This is a genomic window from Burkholderia mycopellens, from assembly GCF_964265025.1.
Classification (GTDB): domain Bacteria; phylum Pseudomonadota; class Gammaproteobacteria; order Burkholderiales; family Burkholderiaceae; genus Burkholderia.
In genome coordinates, this window is the sequence record NZ_OZ183804.1 from 258,852 (window position 1) to 275,939 (window position 17,088).

Here is a 17,088-nt window from a genome sequence, read left to right on the forward strand (position 1 = left end):
CCAAGGACACGGCGTTTCGCGCACTGGATCAATACGGCTGTTCGTTGAATTGCCCGCCCGCGCTCGCTAACGATCGGCGATTCCGTCGATGTCGGGCGCGTACGGGTCGAGCAGCGACACGACGACCTTGCGCTCGCCTTCGAACGGGTTGCGGCCATGCGCGAAGCGCATGTTGTCGACCAGCAGGACGTCGCCTCGCTGCCAGGCAAACGTGATCGCGCATTCGCGGAACGCGTTGCGGATCTGCTCGATGTCGGCGAGATCGAATGGGCTCCCGTCGCCATGGCACGCATTGCGCGGAATTCGATCCTCGCCGAACAGGCTGACGATCGAACTGGCGAGCGATGCTTCCAGGTTCGAGATATGGAATAGATGGGCCTGGTTGAAGAATATCCGGTCGCGGGTGACCGGATGATAGGCGACACCCTGGTTGATCTGTGCGGTGCGTAACGTGTCGTCGTCGAGCCATTCGTGCTCGATGCCGTTGTCTGCGCAGAAGGCGGCCACCTGGTTGCGGTCGCCGGTCTGGAAGACGGTTTCCCATGGAATGTCGACGTGCCGCCGGTAGTGCCGGACATAGCGGACCTGTTTCGCCTCGAACTGATCCAGGATGCGCGGTCCGATCCTGCGGCTCACCTCCCGCATGTCCGCAAGCGGCGTTTCACCGCCGGTCGTGGCCGGCGTCAGGCAACAGAATGCCACTCTCAGCGGCCAGCTGCGTTGATACGCGTTTTCGCAATGAAGTGCGATTGTCTCGCTCGGCGGATACTCGGTCGCGGTGAAGATGCCGTTGCCGATCGCGGTGCGCGGAGTGGAACGGTAGACATAGTCGGACCGATGGGCCGAAATCGCGTGAGCGAACGCCTCGAAGCCGCTCACGGATGAAACGTCGAAGCCGCGAAACAGGAGTGCACCGTGTTCCAGCAGTCGGGATTCGAGCGCCTCCCGGTTGTCGTTCACCGCCTGCGCGATATCGCGCCGGTTCGACACGGGTTCCAGCAGCCACGGAGAGCTTCCGTCGGCAAGCAGCTTGCGTTCCGTCATGCCCAGCATCTTCAGTCATCCTTTCCTGAACGTGGATCGCGGCGAAACCGGACGGGTGGGTCTGCTTGGTCGCGCCGGGGTGTGGCTATGCCCGGCAGGCCGTTTCCACGGCGTGCTCGAAGCGATTGAGAATCTCGTGGATATCCGCTTCCGACACGATCAGCGGCGGCAGGAACCTAAGTACCGCGCCGTTGCGGCCGCCGGTTTCGATGATGAGCCCGTTTCGCAGGCAGTTCCGCTTGATGGCTTTTGCCCGTTCCGGATCGGTCGGGCCGGTTCGGCCATGTGTGCCGGGCATGACGACTTCGGCGCCGATCATCAGGCCGCGGCCGCGTATCTGGCCCAGGCAGGGAAAGCGTTCGGCCAGCGCTTCGAGGCCGGCAACCAGGCGTTTGCCGACTCTGCCCGCGTGCGCCGACAGATCCTCTCGTTCGACGATGCGCATGGTCGACAAGCCGGCCACCATCGCAATCTGGTTGCCTCGGAAGGTCCCGGCATGCGCGCCGGGCGGCCAGGTGTCCAGGCGCTCGTCATAGACCACCACCGATAACGGATAGCCGCCGCCGAATGCCTTCGACAGCACCAGTACGTCCGGCCGGATGCCGGAATGTTCGATGGCGAACCGGGCGCCGGTTCGACCGAGCCCGGTCTGCACCTCATCGACGATCAACGGGATTTCGTGCCGCAGCGTCAGCTCGCGCAACTCGACCAGCCAGGTGTCGGGAGCGGGGATGCAGCCGCCTTCGCCTTGCACGACTTCGACGATGATTGCCGCCGGTTTCGTTATCCCGCTCTCGGGATCGGACAGGACGGTCCGAATATAGTTGATGCTGAGTTGATCGGTCGCCGAGCCATCGGTGCCGAACGGGCAGCGGAAAGCATAGGGATAAGGCAGGAAATGCACGTCGCGTCCGTGGCCGCCGGCCGATTTGGGCGTGAGATTTCCCGACGCGGCGAGTGCGCCGGCCGTCATGCCGTGGTAGGCGCCATGGAACGCCATGATCGTCGAGCGGCCCGTATGGTGCCGGGTCAGCTTGATCGCCGCTTCGACGCCATCCGCTCCGCTGGGGCTGCAAAACTGGATCTTGCCGGATTCGGCGATCTTCCCGGGCAGGAGCGAGAACAACTGCTCGACGAACGCGTGCTTTGCCGGCGTCGCCAGGTCGAGCGCCTGTTGCATTTGATCGGACGACAGAAACCGCATGACGGCTTCATTGACTTCCGGGTGATTATGTCCGAGCGCGAGCGTACCCGCGTTTGACAGGCAGTCGATGTATTCCTGCCCCTCGGAGTCGCGTATGCGTACGCCTTTGGCATGGGTAAACAGCCGCGGGAAAGAGGCAGCGTAGGTTCGCGCCTTCGATTCGACCTGCTTCAGATACTCGAGTTTTTCCATGCGCGCAGATCCGGCTTGCGAGGCGGATTGATGGACACTGGCGCACGAGAATCGCTTCATCCTGGCCAATGGTGTAACGGTACGACCCGATTGGAGCATGGTCTCCCCGCCACGTCTGTCACGTAAAGAAGGGACACCGGCAACGCGACGTCACCCCGTCATGCCACTGCCTTCCGATCAGCGAAGCGTGGTTTCCGTGCGCGGCGTCAAGCAGCGAGGGTCGCGCGGAAATAATCGATGGTGCGCTGGAGCCCGGCTTCGAGCCCGATCGTCGGCTCCCAGTCGAGGTGGGTGCGTGCGAGGCTGATATCGGGGCAACGCTGTGTCGGGTCATCCTTCGGCAGCGGACGGAATACGAGCCGCGACTTCGAGCCGGTCAGGCGCAAGATGATCTGCGCGAGTTCGCTGACCGCGATCTCGTACGGATTGCCGAGATTGATCGGGCCGGTGAGGTCCGCGGGCGTCGCCATCATCCGGATCAAGCCGTCGACCATGTCGTCGACATAGCAGAATGCCCGGGTCTGGCTGCCGTCGCCGTACAGCGTGATGTCCTCGCCGCGCAGCGCCTGCACGATGAAGTTGGACACCACGCGGCCGTCGTTGGGATGCATGCGCGGCCCGTACGTGTTGAAGATGCGTACCACCTTGATGAGCACGTTCTGCTGGCGGTGATAGTCGAAGAACAGCGTCTCCGCGCAACGTTTGCCTTCGTCGTAGCAGGCGCGCGGCCCGAGCGGGTTGACGTTGCCGCGGTAACTCTCCGGTTGCGGATGCACGTCGGGGTCGCCGTACACCTCGCTCGTCGAGGTTTGCAGAACGCGTGCATGCGTGCGTTTGGCGAGCCCCAGCATGTTGATCGCGCCCATCACACTGGTCTTGGTGGTCTGCACGGGATCGAATTGATAGTGGATGGGCGAAGCCGGGCAGGCGAGGTTGTAGATCTCGTCCACCTCCACATGCAACGGAAAGGTGACGTCGTGGCGCAGCGCCTCGAAGCTCGGGTTGCCGAGCAGCGCCGCCACGTTCTGCTTCGTGCCGGTGAAATAGTTGTCGACGCACAATACGTCGTGACCGAGTTCGACCAGGCGCTCGCAAAGATGCGAACCGAGGAAACCTGCGCCACCTGTTACGAGGATTCGCTTTCGATTACGTTGCACAATGGCACTCCAAGTATCGCGCGCAGGGAAGCGACGCGGCCTCCCGGCGTGCTTGACCGGCCCGCATAGCCGCGTGGAAGCGGATAGGGCGCGCGGGCCTTTTCATTCGGCGATCACGGCACCGGCCGGCACGCCGATCGCAAGGATCGGCCCGTCATGCTTGCAGGGCGCTCAACGCGACGTGTTCCGTGCGCCGCAGGCGGGCCGCGATGATGCCGGCCATCGTCCGCATCTGGTGCCTCAGAAAGAAATGATCGCCTTCGATGACGTGAAAATCGAAGCGCCCCGTGGTCGCGGCGCCCCAGCCTGCAACGGCATCAACGGGAACCTGTTCGTCCGCGCGGCCCGCGAACGCGGTGATGTCCACCGCCAGCCTGCGCCCCGGCACGGGCCGGTGGTTCTCGATCATCGTGAAATCCGCACGCAGCGCCGGCATCAGCAGCGCCATCAGTTCGCTGTTGTCCAGCACCGCCTTCGGTGTGCCGCCCATGTCGCGCAGTGCATCGACGAAGGCGCGGTCGTCCAGCGCCTGCATGCGTCGATCGTGGCGCTCCTTGCCCGGTGCGGGGCGCGCGCTCAGGAACAGATGCCGCAGGTTCGGTTGCGCGTGGGCGGGCAGCCGCAGCGCCAGTTCGACGGCAATCGCCGCGCCCATGCTGTGTCCGAGCAGCGCGAAGGGACGATCGAAGCAGTCGGCCAGGTCGCGCAGCAACGTGTCGACCAGCGTCGACATGTCTTGTACGGCCGGCTCGGATAGGCGGCTGCCCCGGCCTGCCAATTCATGACGGCGCACTTCGATGCCGGGCAACAACGCTTGCAGCGCACGATAGACGGCGGCCGAGCCGCCCGCGTAGGGAAAGCAGATCAGGCGCATGCGAGCGGCTCACTTGCGCCTGGCGCACAGGCGATCGCGCTGTGGAAATTCACGTGTTCGGCGTTTTTCACCATTCAAGTTCCAGTCATTGTTGCCATGGCGACGCATCGGCAATCTTCGCTTGGAGAGCAACGGGGGCGGCAGCAACGCGCGCGTTGGTTCACACGCCGATAGCCGGTTCGTCATCGCTGTGCACAGGCAGTGCGTCAGGCACATCGGACGTCATAAAGGCATGGATTGACTTCATGAAGACTCAAGATGCGCGCCGCTCGGAATCGGAATACGCCCGATCCGGCTGGGCATGAGTTAAACATGAGGCTGCGTGGATGTATGTCGTAGGAAGACGGGACGCGCGTAGTCGATCCTGTCGAACCCGCCCGTGTCTGAGCGTGAACGGGGCGGCGCGCAGACGCCACGGAACGCCATGTTCATGTCCGGCGGGGGTACCGGTTTCAATCGCACGGGTTGACGTGCGCCGCTTCCAATTCGCTTGCTCGCGATCGAGCCGTTCATCATTCTGATGCGCACGATCCAATCGCAAAGCCGTTCGATTGTTTGCGCCGTCATGTTGCCGGCGGAATAGCGATCGACTGGATGGATATCGTTACAACCGGCCCGGAACGCGGGTTTTTGCTTTCCGGGCAATCGCCCGTGAGCGAACCTTTGAGTGTTTGGATGAGGCTGAGTCGTAGCGACTCGCGACATGGCCGGGTGCGCAGGCCCGGTTCGATCCCGGTCCCTTGAGGGCTGCGTCGCCGCACGCTCCGCGACCGATCAGGCAGGGGTGTACGACCCATCAATGTGCGGTGGTGGCTCGCAGGCCATCATCGACCAAGGGCAAGCATCTGCGTGGCGGATGATCCACCTGGACAACCTGCGGCTAGCAGCGATCACCGATTGCGGCCCCGCGGTGGAGGACAAGGCGCGGCGGGCGGTCGAGCGCTCGACGCAGGTGCTGCGGGATCGCGGCTGCGCGCTGCCGACCGTTGGCCAGACCCAGGCTTGCAGGGCCGCGCAGGAGGCTGCATGCGCAGCCGCGCAGGCAGCGCGCCCGACGAGGTCCAGACCGGGGCCGCGCCCCGTCGCCGGAGCAGAGCAGAGCAGAGCAGAGCAGAGCAGAGCAGAGCAGAGCAGAGCAGAGCAGAGACGCGCGAGGCACTGCAACTGGCCATTCCGAGGGTCAAGAGCAAGGGGCTGAAGCGCAGCATCTCGGCAGTCGCCACCGAGGCCATGCGTGGCTGGGTCTATTCCTTGCGTCCGGGTGTGGTTCGTGACACGGGCTTCGAGTCGGCAAATCGTGTCACTTTGACTTGGCGGCGATGTCGATACCATGATTGCGACCCGATTCGCGCGCTGTCGCCGATGTGTCCAGTGTCGCGAGAATCTTGTCGCGACATACCGTCAGGATTTCGTCTGCGAGTGGAGAATCATCCGGGCAAGCGCGCGACAACACAATCGCGCCAACCACGTGCGCCATGATGTCGAGGCAGTTGGCTCGGACCTCCGCCGAGTCCGCACCGTCTGACGGATCTCGTTCTTGAACTAATGCCGCCAGCAGTCTTTCTATGCCGTCCGCAAATGTGGCCCGGACCGCTTCGGGTTGGCGCGCGGCATCCCCGCCCAGTGCAGCCATCGTGCAGCCGGTTGCGCGCGAGTCGCGGTGCTCGCGCGCGAGATACTGCCGCACGAACTCCGATGCGTCGACCCCGGCCGACAGCGCAACGGTCTGCGCCATGCCGCAGGCCGCCGATTCCGCCATCAGATCGGCCTTTGAGCGGAAGTGCTTGTAGAAGCCGCCGTGGGTGAACCCGGCTGCGCCCATCAGATCCGCTACTCCGACCCCATCAAAACCGCGTTCCCTGAACAGCGTCGACGCTGTTTCAACAACGTGGGCCCGATTGGCCTCGGCCTGTGCCTTGGTGACTTTCACTTTTCCTCTCCGTGGGCGCGTTCCTGTCTGATGGCCTGACTATACATTGATGTTGGTCATCATCAAAGTGTTGACACGTTAGATTATGATCGTCATCATTAAGCCATTCCCACCATCCGACGCTGGAACGACATGTCAGAGAAAACGCTTTTCGAGCCGTACGCCCTCGGTGGCCTGACGCTCGCCAATCGCATCGTCATGGCACCGCTGACTCGCAACCGTGCAGGCGCCGGGCTGGTGCCCGGCGAGCACGCCGCGACCTACTACGCCCAGCGCGCCTCGGCCGGCCTGATCATCACCGAGGCCACCCAGGTTTCGGCCCAGGCCCAGGGCTATCAGGACACTCCCGGCCTGTACACGCCCGAGCAGATTGCCGGCTGGCGCAAGGTCACGGACGCCGTCCACGCCAAGGGTGGACGCATCTTCGTGCAGCTCTGGCATGTGGGCCGCGTCTCGCACACGGACTTGCAACCTCACGGTACGGCGCCGGTCGCACCTTCCGCTATCCGCGCCGAGACGAAGACTTTCGTCAACAACGGATTTGCCGACGTGTCCGAGCCGCGCGCGCTGGAACTCGCCGAGCTGCCGGGCATCGTGAACGACTTTCGACAGACCGCGGCCAACGCGATTGCCGCCGGTTTCGACGGCGTGGAAATTCACGGCGCCAACGGATACCTGCTGGAGCAGTTCATCAAGGACGGAGCCAACCAGCGTACCGACGACTACGGCGGCTCGATCGAGAACCGTGCGCGCCTGTTGCTGGAAGTCGTCGCCGCCGTGGTCGAGGAAATCGGCGCAGAGCGCACCGGCGTGCGCATCTCGCCGGTTTCGCCGGCCAACGGCATTTCCTGCAGCGATCCGCAAGCGCAGTACGACTACATCGCCGAACAGCTCAGCGCCCAGGGCGTCGTCTACCTGCACGTGGTCGAAGGCGCGACGGGTGGCCCACGCGATGTGGCGGAATTCGACTATGACGCGCTGCGCCGCCGTTTCAAGCAGACCTATCTGGCCAACAACGGTTACGACCTGGAATTCGCCACCACGCAACTCCATGAGGGCAGAGCCGACCTGTTCGCGTTCGGCCGTCCGTTTATCAGCAACCCGGACCTGGTCGAACGCCTGAAGCACGGCGCACCCCTGACGCAATTCAACCCGGCGACGCTCTATGGCGGTGGCGCGGCGGGCTACATCGATTACCCGACGATTTCCGGCTAAGGCTCGTGCCCTTGACTGAGTCTCCACCAGCAGAACCCTTGCAAAGGAAAGTACCCATGACCACGCTTCCGACAGTCCTCATCACCGGCGCCTCCAGCGGCATCGGCGCCACCTACGCCGAGCGCTTCGCCCGGCGTGGCCATGACCTCGTCCTCGTCGCCCGCGACAAGGCGCGACTCGACGCGTTGGCAGCGCGCCTGCGGGAGGAAACCGGTGTGGCGGTAGACGTGCTGCAGGCCGACCTGACCCAGTCCACCGATCTGTCCGCGCTCGAGGCTCGTCTGCGCGATGACGATCGAATAGGAATTCTGATCAACAATGCCGGCGTGGCTCAGTCGGGCGGCTTCCTGCAGCAAACCCCTGAAAGCATCGAACGCCTGATCACGCTCAACACGACGGCGCTGACGAGGCTTGCAGCCGCGGTCGCGCCACGCTTCGTGCAGTCCGGTAACGGCTCGATCGTCAACATTGGCTCGGTGGTAGGTTTCGCGCCCGAGTTCGGCATGTCGATCTACGGCGCGACCAAGGCATTCGTGCTGTTCCTGTCGCAGGGCCTGCATCTCGAGTTGTCGCCCAAGGGTGTTTACGTGCAAGCCGTCCTGCCGGCGGCGACGCGCACGGAGATCTGGGAGCGCGCCGGGGTCGACGTGAACACGCTGCCCGAGGTGATGGAAGTGGGCGAGTTGGTCGATGCGGCACTGATCGGGTTCGACCGTCGCGAACGGGTCACGATCCCGCCGCTGCACGTAGCCGGGCGGTGGGACGCGCTGGATGGCGCTCGCCAGGGACTGCTATCGGACATTCGACAGGCACACGCGGCCGAGCGTTATCAGCTCCGTGCCTGACCATTCAATTGCGGCAAACGGCGGACGATGGATACCACGATGACCGACAACCCTATCACCACGCCCACGCGCTTCGTGGATGTCAACGGTACTCGATTCGCCTGGAGAACCGCGCCCCGACGAGGGCGGGCTTGCAGTGTTCCTGAAGTCTGCGTTCAGCAGCGGCTGGTGAACGTCAGATGCAACGATCCACCACCCGATCGACGCAAGCCCCGCACGAGCGCATCGTCGATGCTGGCGTGCGCAGTCGAAGAAGCGCCGTTGTCCGAATCGATGCTTGAGGCCACGCTTGAGCATCGGTTCGCGGCGCGGATTGAAGTCCCACCTTTTTTTCCCGTCAGCATGATGCTCGACCTATGAAAGCAGCGCCCAGGGAGTGAATGATGAAGAGCGTCAACCCGGACACCCAATCGACAACGTCGTATGCGCGGGCACCGAACAAGTTCGTCAACGCGGCTGGAACCCGCTTCGCCTACCGTGAACTGGGGCCGCACGGCGGCATTCCTTTAGTTTTGCTGAACCACTGGGGCGCCGTGCTGGATAACTTCGACCCGCGCATCGTCGATGGCTTGGCCCAGAAACATCGCGTCATCGCGATCGACTATCGAGGCATTGGCTTATCCGGTGGCATCGCGCCCGTAACCGTGGGCGAGATGGCGCGCGACACCATCGCGCTGATTCGCGCAATGGGTTTCGATCAAGTCGATCTGCTCGGCTTCTCGCTTGGCGGCTTCGTGGCGCAGGACGTGGCGCTCGAGGCGCCAGGCCTGGTGCGTAGGCTTATCCTCACTGGCACGGGCCCTGCCGGCGGTCACGGTATCGATCGTGTGGGTGCCGTATCCTGGCCGCTCATGCTCAAAGGCCTGCTGACGCTGCGCGATCCGAAAGCGTATTTGTTCTTCACGTCCACAACCAACGGCCAGCAGGCGGCAAGCGCCTTCTTGAAACGGTTGAAGGAACGTAAGGCCGGCCGCGACCAGGGGCCGACACCTCGCGCCTTCCTTCATCAACTCAAGGCGATCAACGCGTGGGGCCGGCAAGCGCCGCAGGACCTCGCGAGTCTGCCCATGCCGGTCCTGATCGCCAATGGGGATAACGACATCATGGTGCCCACCGCACTCAGCCGCGATATGGCCCGCCGCATCCCCCAGGCGCGGCTCGTCATTTATCAGGACGCTGGCCACGGTGGAATTTTCCAGCATCACACCCACTTCGTACCCACGGCACTGGAATTTCTATCGCAATGAATACGTTGCGGACGAGAGGGTATGACGTCTTTCGCGAATACGACGCAGCATCGGAGCAAGCGCAACATGAAAGCACTCACATTCAGACGCTATGGCAAATCACCCGAGATCGGGTTCGCCGAAGTGCCGCGTCCCACGCTCAAGCCCGACGAACTGCTGGTTGAGGTTCACGCCGCGGGGGTGAACCCGATCGACAACATGATTCCAACGGGAATGTTCAAACCCGTGTTGAAGGTCCAATTGCCCGCGACCATGGGTAGCGATCTGGCCGGCATCGTGATCGATGTCGGCAGCCGCGTCACTCGCTTCAGGAAAGGCGACGCCATCTTTGCAAGTCTGTTCGACCTTGGAAGAGGGTCTATCGCCGAATTTGCCGTGGTACCGGAAAGCGCAGCAGCCCGGAAACCGGTCAATCTGGACTTCGTGCAGGCCGCCTCGGTTCCAATGGTCGGGCTCACTTCATGGCAAGCACTGAAGGAGCGGGCCAATCTTCAGCCGGGTCAGAAGGTGTTCATTCCCGCGGGGTCCGGCGGTATTGGAACATTGGCGATCCAACTGGCCAAATATTTCGGCGCCAAGGTGGGAACCAATACCAGCACGGGTAACATCCCGTTGGTGAAAAGCCTGGGCGCGGACGAAGTAATCGACTACAAGAAACAAGCGTTCGAGAACGTGCTGCGCGACTACGATGTGGTGCTTGGCACGATCAGGGGTGACGCGGTTGAAAAATCGGTAGGAATCTTGAAGCCAGGAGGGAAGATCGTCTCTCTTGTCGGGCCGCTGGACGCAGCGTTCGCCCGTGCCCGGGGGCTGAACTTCGTCCTGAAGTGTGTATTCGGCCTGATGAGCCGCAAGATCATGCGTCTTGCGAGGAAGCGGGATGTTACCTACTCATTTCTCTTCGTACGCCCCGACGGCGCTCAACTTGACGAGATCGGCAAACTGCTCGAATCCGAACGTATCCATCCTGTGATTGACAAGGTATTTCCGTTTGAACAAGCAAAGGATGCACTTGAATACCTGGCCCAAGGACGTGCGAAGGGTAAAGTCGTGGTCAAGATCAAGTAGCGTACCTAAGGGTTGATTGCTGAGGGATGCTAATCTCTGGAATGGTGCGTGACTCTCAATACGCCTGCCCTGGGCGAGATTGCGTCAGTCTTCGCAACGCCGAGCGTCGGGACGACTTCATTTCGCGGCACGCGTGACGACATTTTCCCCTTCGGCATCGGTGTCGGCCGGCGAAGTGATCTGCTTCTTTTGCAAACGGTGACGATTTTGCGTTGGTCGACGCTCTCGGAGGGGCGTCTAACGCTGATACTGGGGAACCGAGCTACAACCTGTTCGTTGTGGAAGTGCCCACCAGATCAACGACTTACGACGATCCAACAGTGAGTAGTATTCAGACGCAGCGGTCGTGTCCGGCCGCCGCCACTTCCGGCGGTGGCTCGGCGGTGATCGCCGCGAACGACCACAAGCCGTCGGCGCCCGGGATCTCGGTGCGCGTCCACAAGCAGGCGACCGGCGCGAGGCTATCGCCGCGATTGATCTCGGCGGGTGACGTGCGCCACGTTAGGGGTGTCGTTGGCGATTGGACGCCTGCGGCTGGCCCTTGCCCTTCCATTCGCCTTATCTCAAAGTAAGGAATATTGGAGGTATCGCAATGACGGCAGCAACTATCACTTCAAAGGGGCGGGTCACCATTCCGGTGAACATCCGCAATCAGCTTGGCCTGGAGTCCGGAGACCGGATCGAATTCAGCTTCAACGAGGCAACGGGCCGGTACGAAATCTACTCGGCCACGCGCGCGCTCGCATCGCTCAAGGGCATCGTGAAGAGGCCCGAGAAACCGGTATCAATCGAGGACATGAATTGGGCCATCGCCGAACAGGGAGCGTCCGCGCGATGATCGGACTGGATACGAACGTGTTGGTCCGCTATTTCGCTCAAGACGATGCCGTGCAATCGAAGAAGGCGACCGTGCTGATGGAGTCGTTATCGGCGGAGCGTCCGGGGTGTGCGTTCTGTTGCTGCGAAGTCACGGATTTCGAAGCGTTCGGTGTCCCGGTATCTGTCGCTGTTCGGTGTGCAGCCCCATCGTTCCAAGCGCTTCAAGCTGTCTAACGATCCGTACTTCGTCGAGAAGGTGCGCGATATTGTCGGGCTGTACCTGAGTCCGCCTACCGATGCTTTGGTGCCATGCGTCGACGAGAAGAGCCAGTGCCAAGCGCTGGAGCGTACGCAGCCGATGTTGCCGATGGGGCTGGGCGATATCGAAGGGGCGCGCATGACTACGTCCGGCATGGCACCACGACCTTGTTTGCTGCGCTCAATGCAGCAACGGGCGAAGTCACCGCGCAATGCAAGCCACGCCACCGGCATCAGGAATTCTTGGCGTTTCTCAAGCATATCGACCAATCGGTACCGGCCGATCTCGATGTGCATCCGATCGTCGACAACTACGCGACACACAAGCATCCGAAGGTCAAGGCGTGGTTGGCCACGCTACGCGCTACCACATGCACTTCACGCCAACCTACTCGAGTCGGCTAAATCAGGTCGAACGCTGGTTTGGCCTGATTACGCAGCAGGCAACCCGGCGAGGCTCGTTCAGGAACGTGCGCCAACTCATTGCTGACATCGAACGCTAAATCGAGCAGTACAACCAGCACAAGCGGCCGTTCGTATGGACGGCGACCGCCGATTCCATTCCCCGGAAAGCGGCTCGGCTATGTAAAGTTATTTCCGGGACAGGGCACCAGGCAACCGACACCTGTCGCAATCGTCAAGATTCACGTCGCGTGCAGATAAAACCTCCCCGTTCCCCCCGCCGTTAACCCGTTCGCAGCCCCTGCGCCCCGTGTTGCGACGCGGCGCGCGTCTTACGTGATCCGGAATCCACATCCGCCGCTGGCCGCGCCCGGCCGGCGCAAGGGAACGTCATGCGAAAACAACTCACTATCCGTGGTGGTCTCGTCGCGACCGTCACCGGCTACACCGTGCTGCTCGTCCTGGTGGTCGGCGCGTGCATCGCGGCCCTCTATATGGGCAACGGTTCGCTCGAGGCGATGTACCGCGACGACACCGCGTCGCTGCTGCACCTGAAGACCAGCTCCGAGCGGATGCTCGTGCTGCGCGAACGCATGAGCGACGTCGCGCAGATCATCAGCGCCGGCCGCTCGGGCAAGGAAGAGATCGCGAAACTCCGCACGCTCCTCAAGCAGAGCAACGACGAACTGGATGCCTATACGGGCCTGCACGCACGCAACGCCGACGAGCAGGCGCTGTTCGACACGCTGCAGAATCGCCGCCGGGCGTTGCTCGACCGCGTGTTCCTGAAGGCGCTGTCGCAACTCGACGGCGACGACGGTTTCGGCTTTCTCGACACGCAACGTACCGCGCCGCCCGAACTGTTCGCCGCCTACCAGGAGGCGATCGATGCGCTCGAGTCGTTCCAGGTTGCGCGCGAAAAGGCGCGCTATGAGGCGGCCGGGGTGCATTTCCACCGGATCGTGTGGGGGATGGCGGCCGTTGCGGCCTTCGCACTCGTCGTCGGCTTCTTTGCCCAGCGCGTGCTCGCCAAGGCGATCATCGATCCGATCAATCTCGCGGTCGACCAGTTCGAGAAGATCTCGAAAGGCGACCTGACCGGAACGGTGGTCGTGCCCGGCGAGAACGAGATGGCCTATCTGCTGCATGCGCTGAAGCGGATGCAGGACGGCCTCGTCGACACCGTGAACCAGGTGCGCGCGAGCACGGAGACGATCGTCGGCGACGTCCGCACGATCGCGAGCGGCAACGTCGACCTGTCGGCGCGTACCGAGCAGCAGGCCGTATCGCTGCAACAGGCGGCGGCGAGCGTCGAGCAGCTGACGGCGGCCGTGCGCCAGAACGCGGACAACGCGCGCGATGCCCGCACCTATGTCGAAGGTGCGGCCGGCATCGCGTCGCGCGGCGGCGAGGCGATGCAGCGCGTCGTCGAGACGATGTCGGCGATTTCGCACGGTTCCACGCGGATCTCGGGGATCGTCGGCGTGATCGAGAGCATCGCGTTCCAGACCAACATCCTGGCGTTGAATGCCGCCGTCGAAGCCGCGCGCGCAGGCGAGCAGGGGCGCGGCTTCGCGGTCGTCGCGACCGAGGTGCGCGGGCTCGCGCAACGCTGCGCGTCGGCGGCGAAGGAGATCCGCGAACTGATCGGCCATTCCGCGCAGCGTGTCGAAGACGGCAGCGGCCTCGTCGCACAGGCCGGCTCGGCGATGGCCGAGCTCGTCGCGGCGGTCGAGCGGGTCAATACGATCATGAACGAAACCAGCAACGCGTTCGAGGAGCAATCGTCGGGCATCGAGCAGGTGAACGCCGCCGTCATCCAGATGGAGCAGACGATGCAGCGCAATGCCGCGCTGGTCGAGGAGGCCGCGGCTGCGGCGCTGTCGCTCGACGAACAAGGCTCGCGGCTGAGTGCGGCGGTTGCGCAGTTCCGTGTGCGTGACGCAGCGCTCGCCTGACGCATCGATGCGCGCGGCCGGAGCGCGATCGTCGGGCCGCACGTGTGGCCGACGCGGTGCGCCGGTGTCGAAGCGGCACGGTTCTGGTGCGGACATGCTGACTGCCGACGTCGACGCGCGCTTCATGCACCGGCGTGGTGAAGCATGACGCTCGGACGAGCGCCGAACCCGATGTGAAGCGGTCTGCGTTCACGGCCCGCGAGGCGATGATGCCGCCGCCGCGATCCTTGTCGGCCAAGGCGGCCGCGTAATTTCTCGAACGTTCTCCACAGGGTTATGCACGGAAAATGTGGATAACTCGACGGTGACGAAGGACCGCCGACGGTTCGCGTGCGCGCGTGTCGCCATGCGACATCACGTACCGTGAATTGCTTTGCCGGAATGATCGTTTCGTGGCTGTTGCGAAAGGGCATAGCATGAAACCCCCTCTTGATTGGCCGCCGCATGCGTGGCCAGTCATTGCGACCGTACCGGCCCGACATGACGACACTGAACGACTATCTCCAGCAAAAGCGCGACGCGTGGCTCGCGAAAAAGGAAGCCGCCCGCAGCCATCCGGATCTCAAGGCGACCCCGCTGAAAGCGACCGTACGCGCGCTGGGCCGCAGCGGCGTGCGGGAAATCCGCATTCGCGATTTCCAGGTGATCAGCGACAGCCCGCCCGATTTCGCGGGCTACAACCTTGGGCCGGCGTCGCCGGAGCTGCAACTCGGCGTGCTGGGCAGCTGCCTGACGCACATCACGCTGATCCAGGCCGCGGAGCGCGGCCTGAAAATCGACTCGATCGAGGTCGAAGTGACCGGCGACCAGCATCCGCTCGCGCAGCAACCGGGTTTCGAGCATGTGCCGGTGTTCCCGCACAACCTCCGCTATACGCTCGATATCGTGTCGCCCGAACCGCCGGAGACGATTCGCGCACTGCATCAAGCAGTCGAGGCCCTGTGCCCGATCTTCAACCTGCTGCGACTGCCGCAAACGATCGACGGCGAGTTGCGGCATACGCACGGTTGAGGTGCGCCGGTGCACCGGAGCGTTGCAGTCTGTCGCGCCGCTGCTGGGCGAGTAGGCGCACGATATCCTGCGTACCCTATCGGCGCGCGGATATGACTGCGATTCCTGTCGCACCGGTATTCCATGACGGATGCGTCGTCCCGGTGCCGTACGCATGCCGAATGAGTCAGCCGGCGTGAAGTCAGGCTTCGGGGGTTTGAAGGTCACGCATTCGGTGCCTCGTCTCGTCGGCACGATCCTGAAGCTGCTGGAATGCGCCCAGCAGCCGCGCGCGCAGCCCGGCCAGCGTCGGGTCGCGGCGATCGCGCGGCCGGGCGACCTCGACGTGGATCTCGTCATCGATGCGGCCCGGGTTGGGCGCGAGCATCAGCACGCGATCGCCGAGATACAGCGCTTCGTCCAGATCGTGCGTGACGACGATCGCAGCCATCCGGTGCCGCTCGACGACATCGAGCAGCAGCGTCTGCAACCGCATCCGGGTGATGGCGTCGACCGCGCTGAACGGTTCGTCGAGCAGCAGCAGGTCCGGTTCGCCGAACAGCCCGCGCGCGATTGCCGCGCGCTGGGCCATCCCGCCCGACAACGTGGCCGGCAGTTGCCGGGCGACCGCGGCCAGGCCGACTTCGTCGAGCAGCCGTGCGACGGACGGCTCGCGCCCGCCTTGCGGGCCGGCCGCAAAGCCGACGTTGTCCGCGATCGATAGCCACGGCAGCAGCCGCGGCTCCTGGAAGATCACGCCAACGCGCGGGGAGGGGCCGTCGAGCGCGATGCCGCCCAGCGTCACGTTGCCGCGGAAATCGGTGTCGAGGCCCGCAACGATCCGCAGCAGCGTGCTCTTCCCGCAACCGCTTGGGCCGACCACACAGACGATCTCGCCGCGCGCGACCTGCAGCGCGACGTCGGCGAGGATCGTGCGATCACCATGACGCTTGCGGGCGATTCGCAGGTCGAGCAGCGGTGTCGTGGTATCCGCCGCCGTGTGCGCAGAAGGACGCGTGCTCATGTCGACACCTTGCGTGGCGTGTGGTCGAACGCGTCGCGCCAGCCGAGCCAGTGCGCTTCGATGCGCGCCATCGCGCCGTCGGTCAGCTTGCCGAGCAACGCTAGCAGCAGGATCGCACCGAACACGAGATCGGGGCGCCCGGTTTCCCGGCCGTCGCTCAACAGGAAGCCGAGGCCACGCGTGGCCGCGATCAGCTCCGCCGCGACCATGAACATCCACGCGAGACTGAGGCCGGTGCGCAAGCCGGTGACGATCTGCGGCAGCGCGGCCGGCAGCAGGATGCGACGGAACAGCGCGAGCGGGCCGAGCCGGTACACCGCACCGAGCTCGACGAGCTTGCGATCGACGTCGCGAATGCCGGCGACTACCGCGAGGTGGACCGGGAAGAAGGCGCCGATGGCGATCAGCGTGATCTTCGGTGCTTCATCGATGCCGAGCCACAGCAGCAACACCGGCACCCACGCGAGCGACGGAATCGCGCGCAGCGCCTGGAACGTCGGTTCGAACAGCGCGTCGATCCGGCGGCTCAGGCCCATCGCGGCGCCGACGACGAGCGCGAGCCCGGCGCCCGCGGCAAATCCCGCCGCAACCCGCAGCGTACTCGCGCCGACATGGCGCGCCACGCGCGTGACGCCCATGCGCGCGAGCGTGTCGAGAATCTCGCTCGGCGCCGGGACGAGATGATTCGGCAGCCAGCCCTGCCGTACGACGACCTCCAGCAATGCGAGCGCCGCGAACGGCAGTGCGAGGCCCGCGATTCGCCATCCGCGCAGCGGATCGCGCCGGACGGCGCGTGCCGAAGCGGTGTGACGGGGGGCGAGCGCGTCGTCGCGGGCGGCGGTGTCGGTCATGGGCGGCAGG

15 protein-coding genes and 2 pseudogenes are annotated in these 17,088 nt (G+C 63.9%); 10 read left to right on the top strand and 7 right to left on the bottom strand.

The window, feature by feature from the left end; genetic code table 11:
• Positions 1–66 precede the first annotated feature (66 nt).
• The 5 genes from ACPTTC_RS34955 to ACPTTC_RS34975 form a co-directional block, all read right to left on the bottom strand.
• The gene (locus tag ACPTTC_RS34955) at positions 67–1,053 is read right to left on the bottom strand and encodes a TauD/TfdA family dioxygenase (RefSeq protein WP_423395911.1); all 987 of its coding nucleotides are present in this window, start codon (positions 1,051–1,053) and stop codon (positions 67–69) included.
• Between the two features lie 76 nt (positions 1,054–1,129).
• The gene (locus ACPTTC_RS34960; protein WP_423395912.1) at positions 1,130–2,440 is read right to left on the bottom strand and encodes a diaminobutyrate--2-oxoglutarate transaminase family protein; all 1,311 of its coding nucleotides are present in this window, start codon (positions 2,438–2,440) and stop codon (positions 1,130–1,132) included.
• Between the two features lie 206 nt (positions 2,441–2,646).
• Entirely contained in the window at positions 2,647–3,597 is a 951-nt protein-coding gene (locus ACPTTC_RS34965; RefSeq protein WP_423395913.1) for a UDP-glucuronic acid decarboxylase family protein, read from the bottom strand.
• Between the two features lie 154 nt (positions 3,598–3,751).
• Positions 3,752–4,471: a thioesterase II family protein gene (locus tag ACPTTC_RS34970; RefSeq protein ID WP_423395914.1), complete on the bottom strand. Its 720-nt coding sequence runs from the start codon at positions 4,469–4,471 to the stop codon at positions 3,752–3,754.
• 1,300 nt (positions 4,472–5,771) lie between these two features.
• Positions 5,772–6,401, bottom strand: coding sequence for a TetR/AcrR family transcriptional regulator (locus ACPTTC_RS34975; RefSeq protein ID WP_423395915.1), 630 nt, complete (start codon positions 6,399–6,401; stop codon positions 5,772–5,774).
• A gap of 132 nt (positions 6,402–6,533) precedes the next feature.
• On the opposite strand from ACPTTC_RS34975, the gene ACPTTC_RS34980 reads away from it, so the two are divergent.
• The 10 genes and pseudogenes from ACPTTC_RS34980 (at position 6,534) to ACPTTC_RS35025 (ending at position 15,224) form a co-directional block, all read left to right on the top strand.
• Entirely contained in the window at positions 6,534–7,616 is a 1,083-nt protein-coding gene (locus ACPTTC_RS34980) for an alkene reductase (protein ID WP_423395916.1), read from the top strand.
• A gap of 56 nt (positions 7,617–7,672) precedes the next feature.
• Positions 7,673–8,461 (top strand): SDR family NAD(P)-dependent oxidoreductase, encoded by a 789-nt coding sequence (locus tag ACPTTC_RS34985; RefSeq protein ID WP_423395917.1) that lies wholly within the window; start codon positions 7,673–7,675, stop codon positions 8,459–8,461.
• A gap of 39 nt (positions 8,462–8,500) precedes the next feature.
• A complete protein-coding gene (locus ACPTTC_RS34990) occupies positions 8,501–8,821 on the top strand; it encodes a hypothetical protein (RefSeq protein ID WP_423395918.1) in 321 nt (106 codons plus the stop codon).
• A gap of 23 nt (positions 8,822–8,844) precedes the next feature.
• Positions 8,845–9,708 carry an alpha/beta fold hydrolase gene (locus tag ACPTTC_RS34995; RefSeq protein ID WP_423395919.1) on the top strand — a complete coding sequence of 288 codons (864 nt, stop codon included), beginning with the start codon at positions 8,845–8,847 and terminating at the stop codon, positions 9,706–9,708.
• Positions 9,709–9,774: 66 nt separating this feature from the next.
• Entirely contained in the window at positions 9,775–10,776 is a 1,002-nt protein-coding gene (locus ACPTTC_RS35000; RefSeq protein WP_423395920.1) for an NADP-dependent oxidoreductase, read from the top strand.
• Positions 10,777–11,368: 592 nt separating this feature from the next.
• Complete coding sequence (locus ACPTTC_RS35005) at positions 11,369–11,614, top strand: AbrB/MazE/SpoVT family DNA-binding domain-containing protein (RefSeq protein WP_423395921.1); 246 nt, start codon at positions 11,369–11,371, stop codon at positions 11,612–11,614.
• Positions 11,611–11,721, top strand: a pseudogene (locus ACPTTC_RS35010) (VapC toxin family PIN domain ribonuclease); the annotation flags it as partial. The gene ACPTTC_RS35005 and the pseudogene ACPTTC_RS35010, both read left to right, overlap by 4 nt.
• Position 11,722: 1 nt before the next feature.
• Positions 11,723–12,464: pseudogene (locus tag ACPTTC_RS35015) on the top strand (IS630 family transposase); the annotation flags it as partial.
• 183 nt (positions 12,465–12,647) lie between these two features.
• The gene (locus ACPTTC_RS35020) at positions 12,648–14,213 is read left to right on the top strand and encodes a methyl-accepting chemotaxis protein (protein WP_423395922.1); all 1,566 of its coding nucleotides are present in this window, start codon (positions 12,648–12,650) and stop codon (positions 14,211–14,213) included.
• A gap of 480 nt (positions 14,214–14,693) precedes the next feature.
• The gene (locus ACPTTC_RS35025; protein ID WP_175952324.1) at positions 14,694–15,224 is read left to right on the top strand and encodes an OsmC family protein; all 531 of its coding nucleotides are present in this window, start codon (positions 14,694–14,696) and stop codon (positions 15,222–15,224) included.
• 181 nt (positions 15,225–15,405) lie between these two features.
• Here the strand turns inward: ACPTTC_RS35025 and ACPTTC_RS35030 are convergent, their stop codons facing one another.
• Together ACPTTC_RS35030 and ACPTTC_RS35035 are read right to left on the bottom strand one after the other, a co-directional pair.
• Positions 15,406–16,227 carry an ABC transporter ATP-binding protein gene (locus ACPTTC_RS35030; RefSeq protein WP_423395923.1) on the bottom strand — a complete coding sequence of 274 codons (822 nt, stop codon included), beginning with the start codon at positions 16,225–16,227 and terminating at the stop codon, positions 15,406–15,408.
• Positions 16,224–17,078, bottom strand: coding sequence for an ABC transporter permease (locus tag ACPTTC_RS35035; RefSeq protein WP_423395924.1), 855 nt, complete (start codon positions 17,076–17,078; stop codon positions 16,224–16,226). The genes ACPTTC_RS35030 and ACPTTC_RS35035 overlap by 4 nt, the downstream gene beginning before the upstream one ends.
• Between the last annotated feature and the right edge of the window lie 10 nt (positions 17,079–17,088).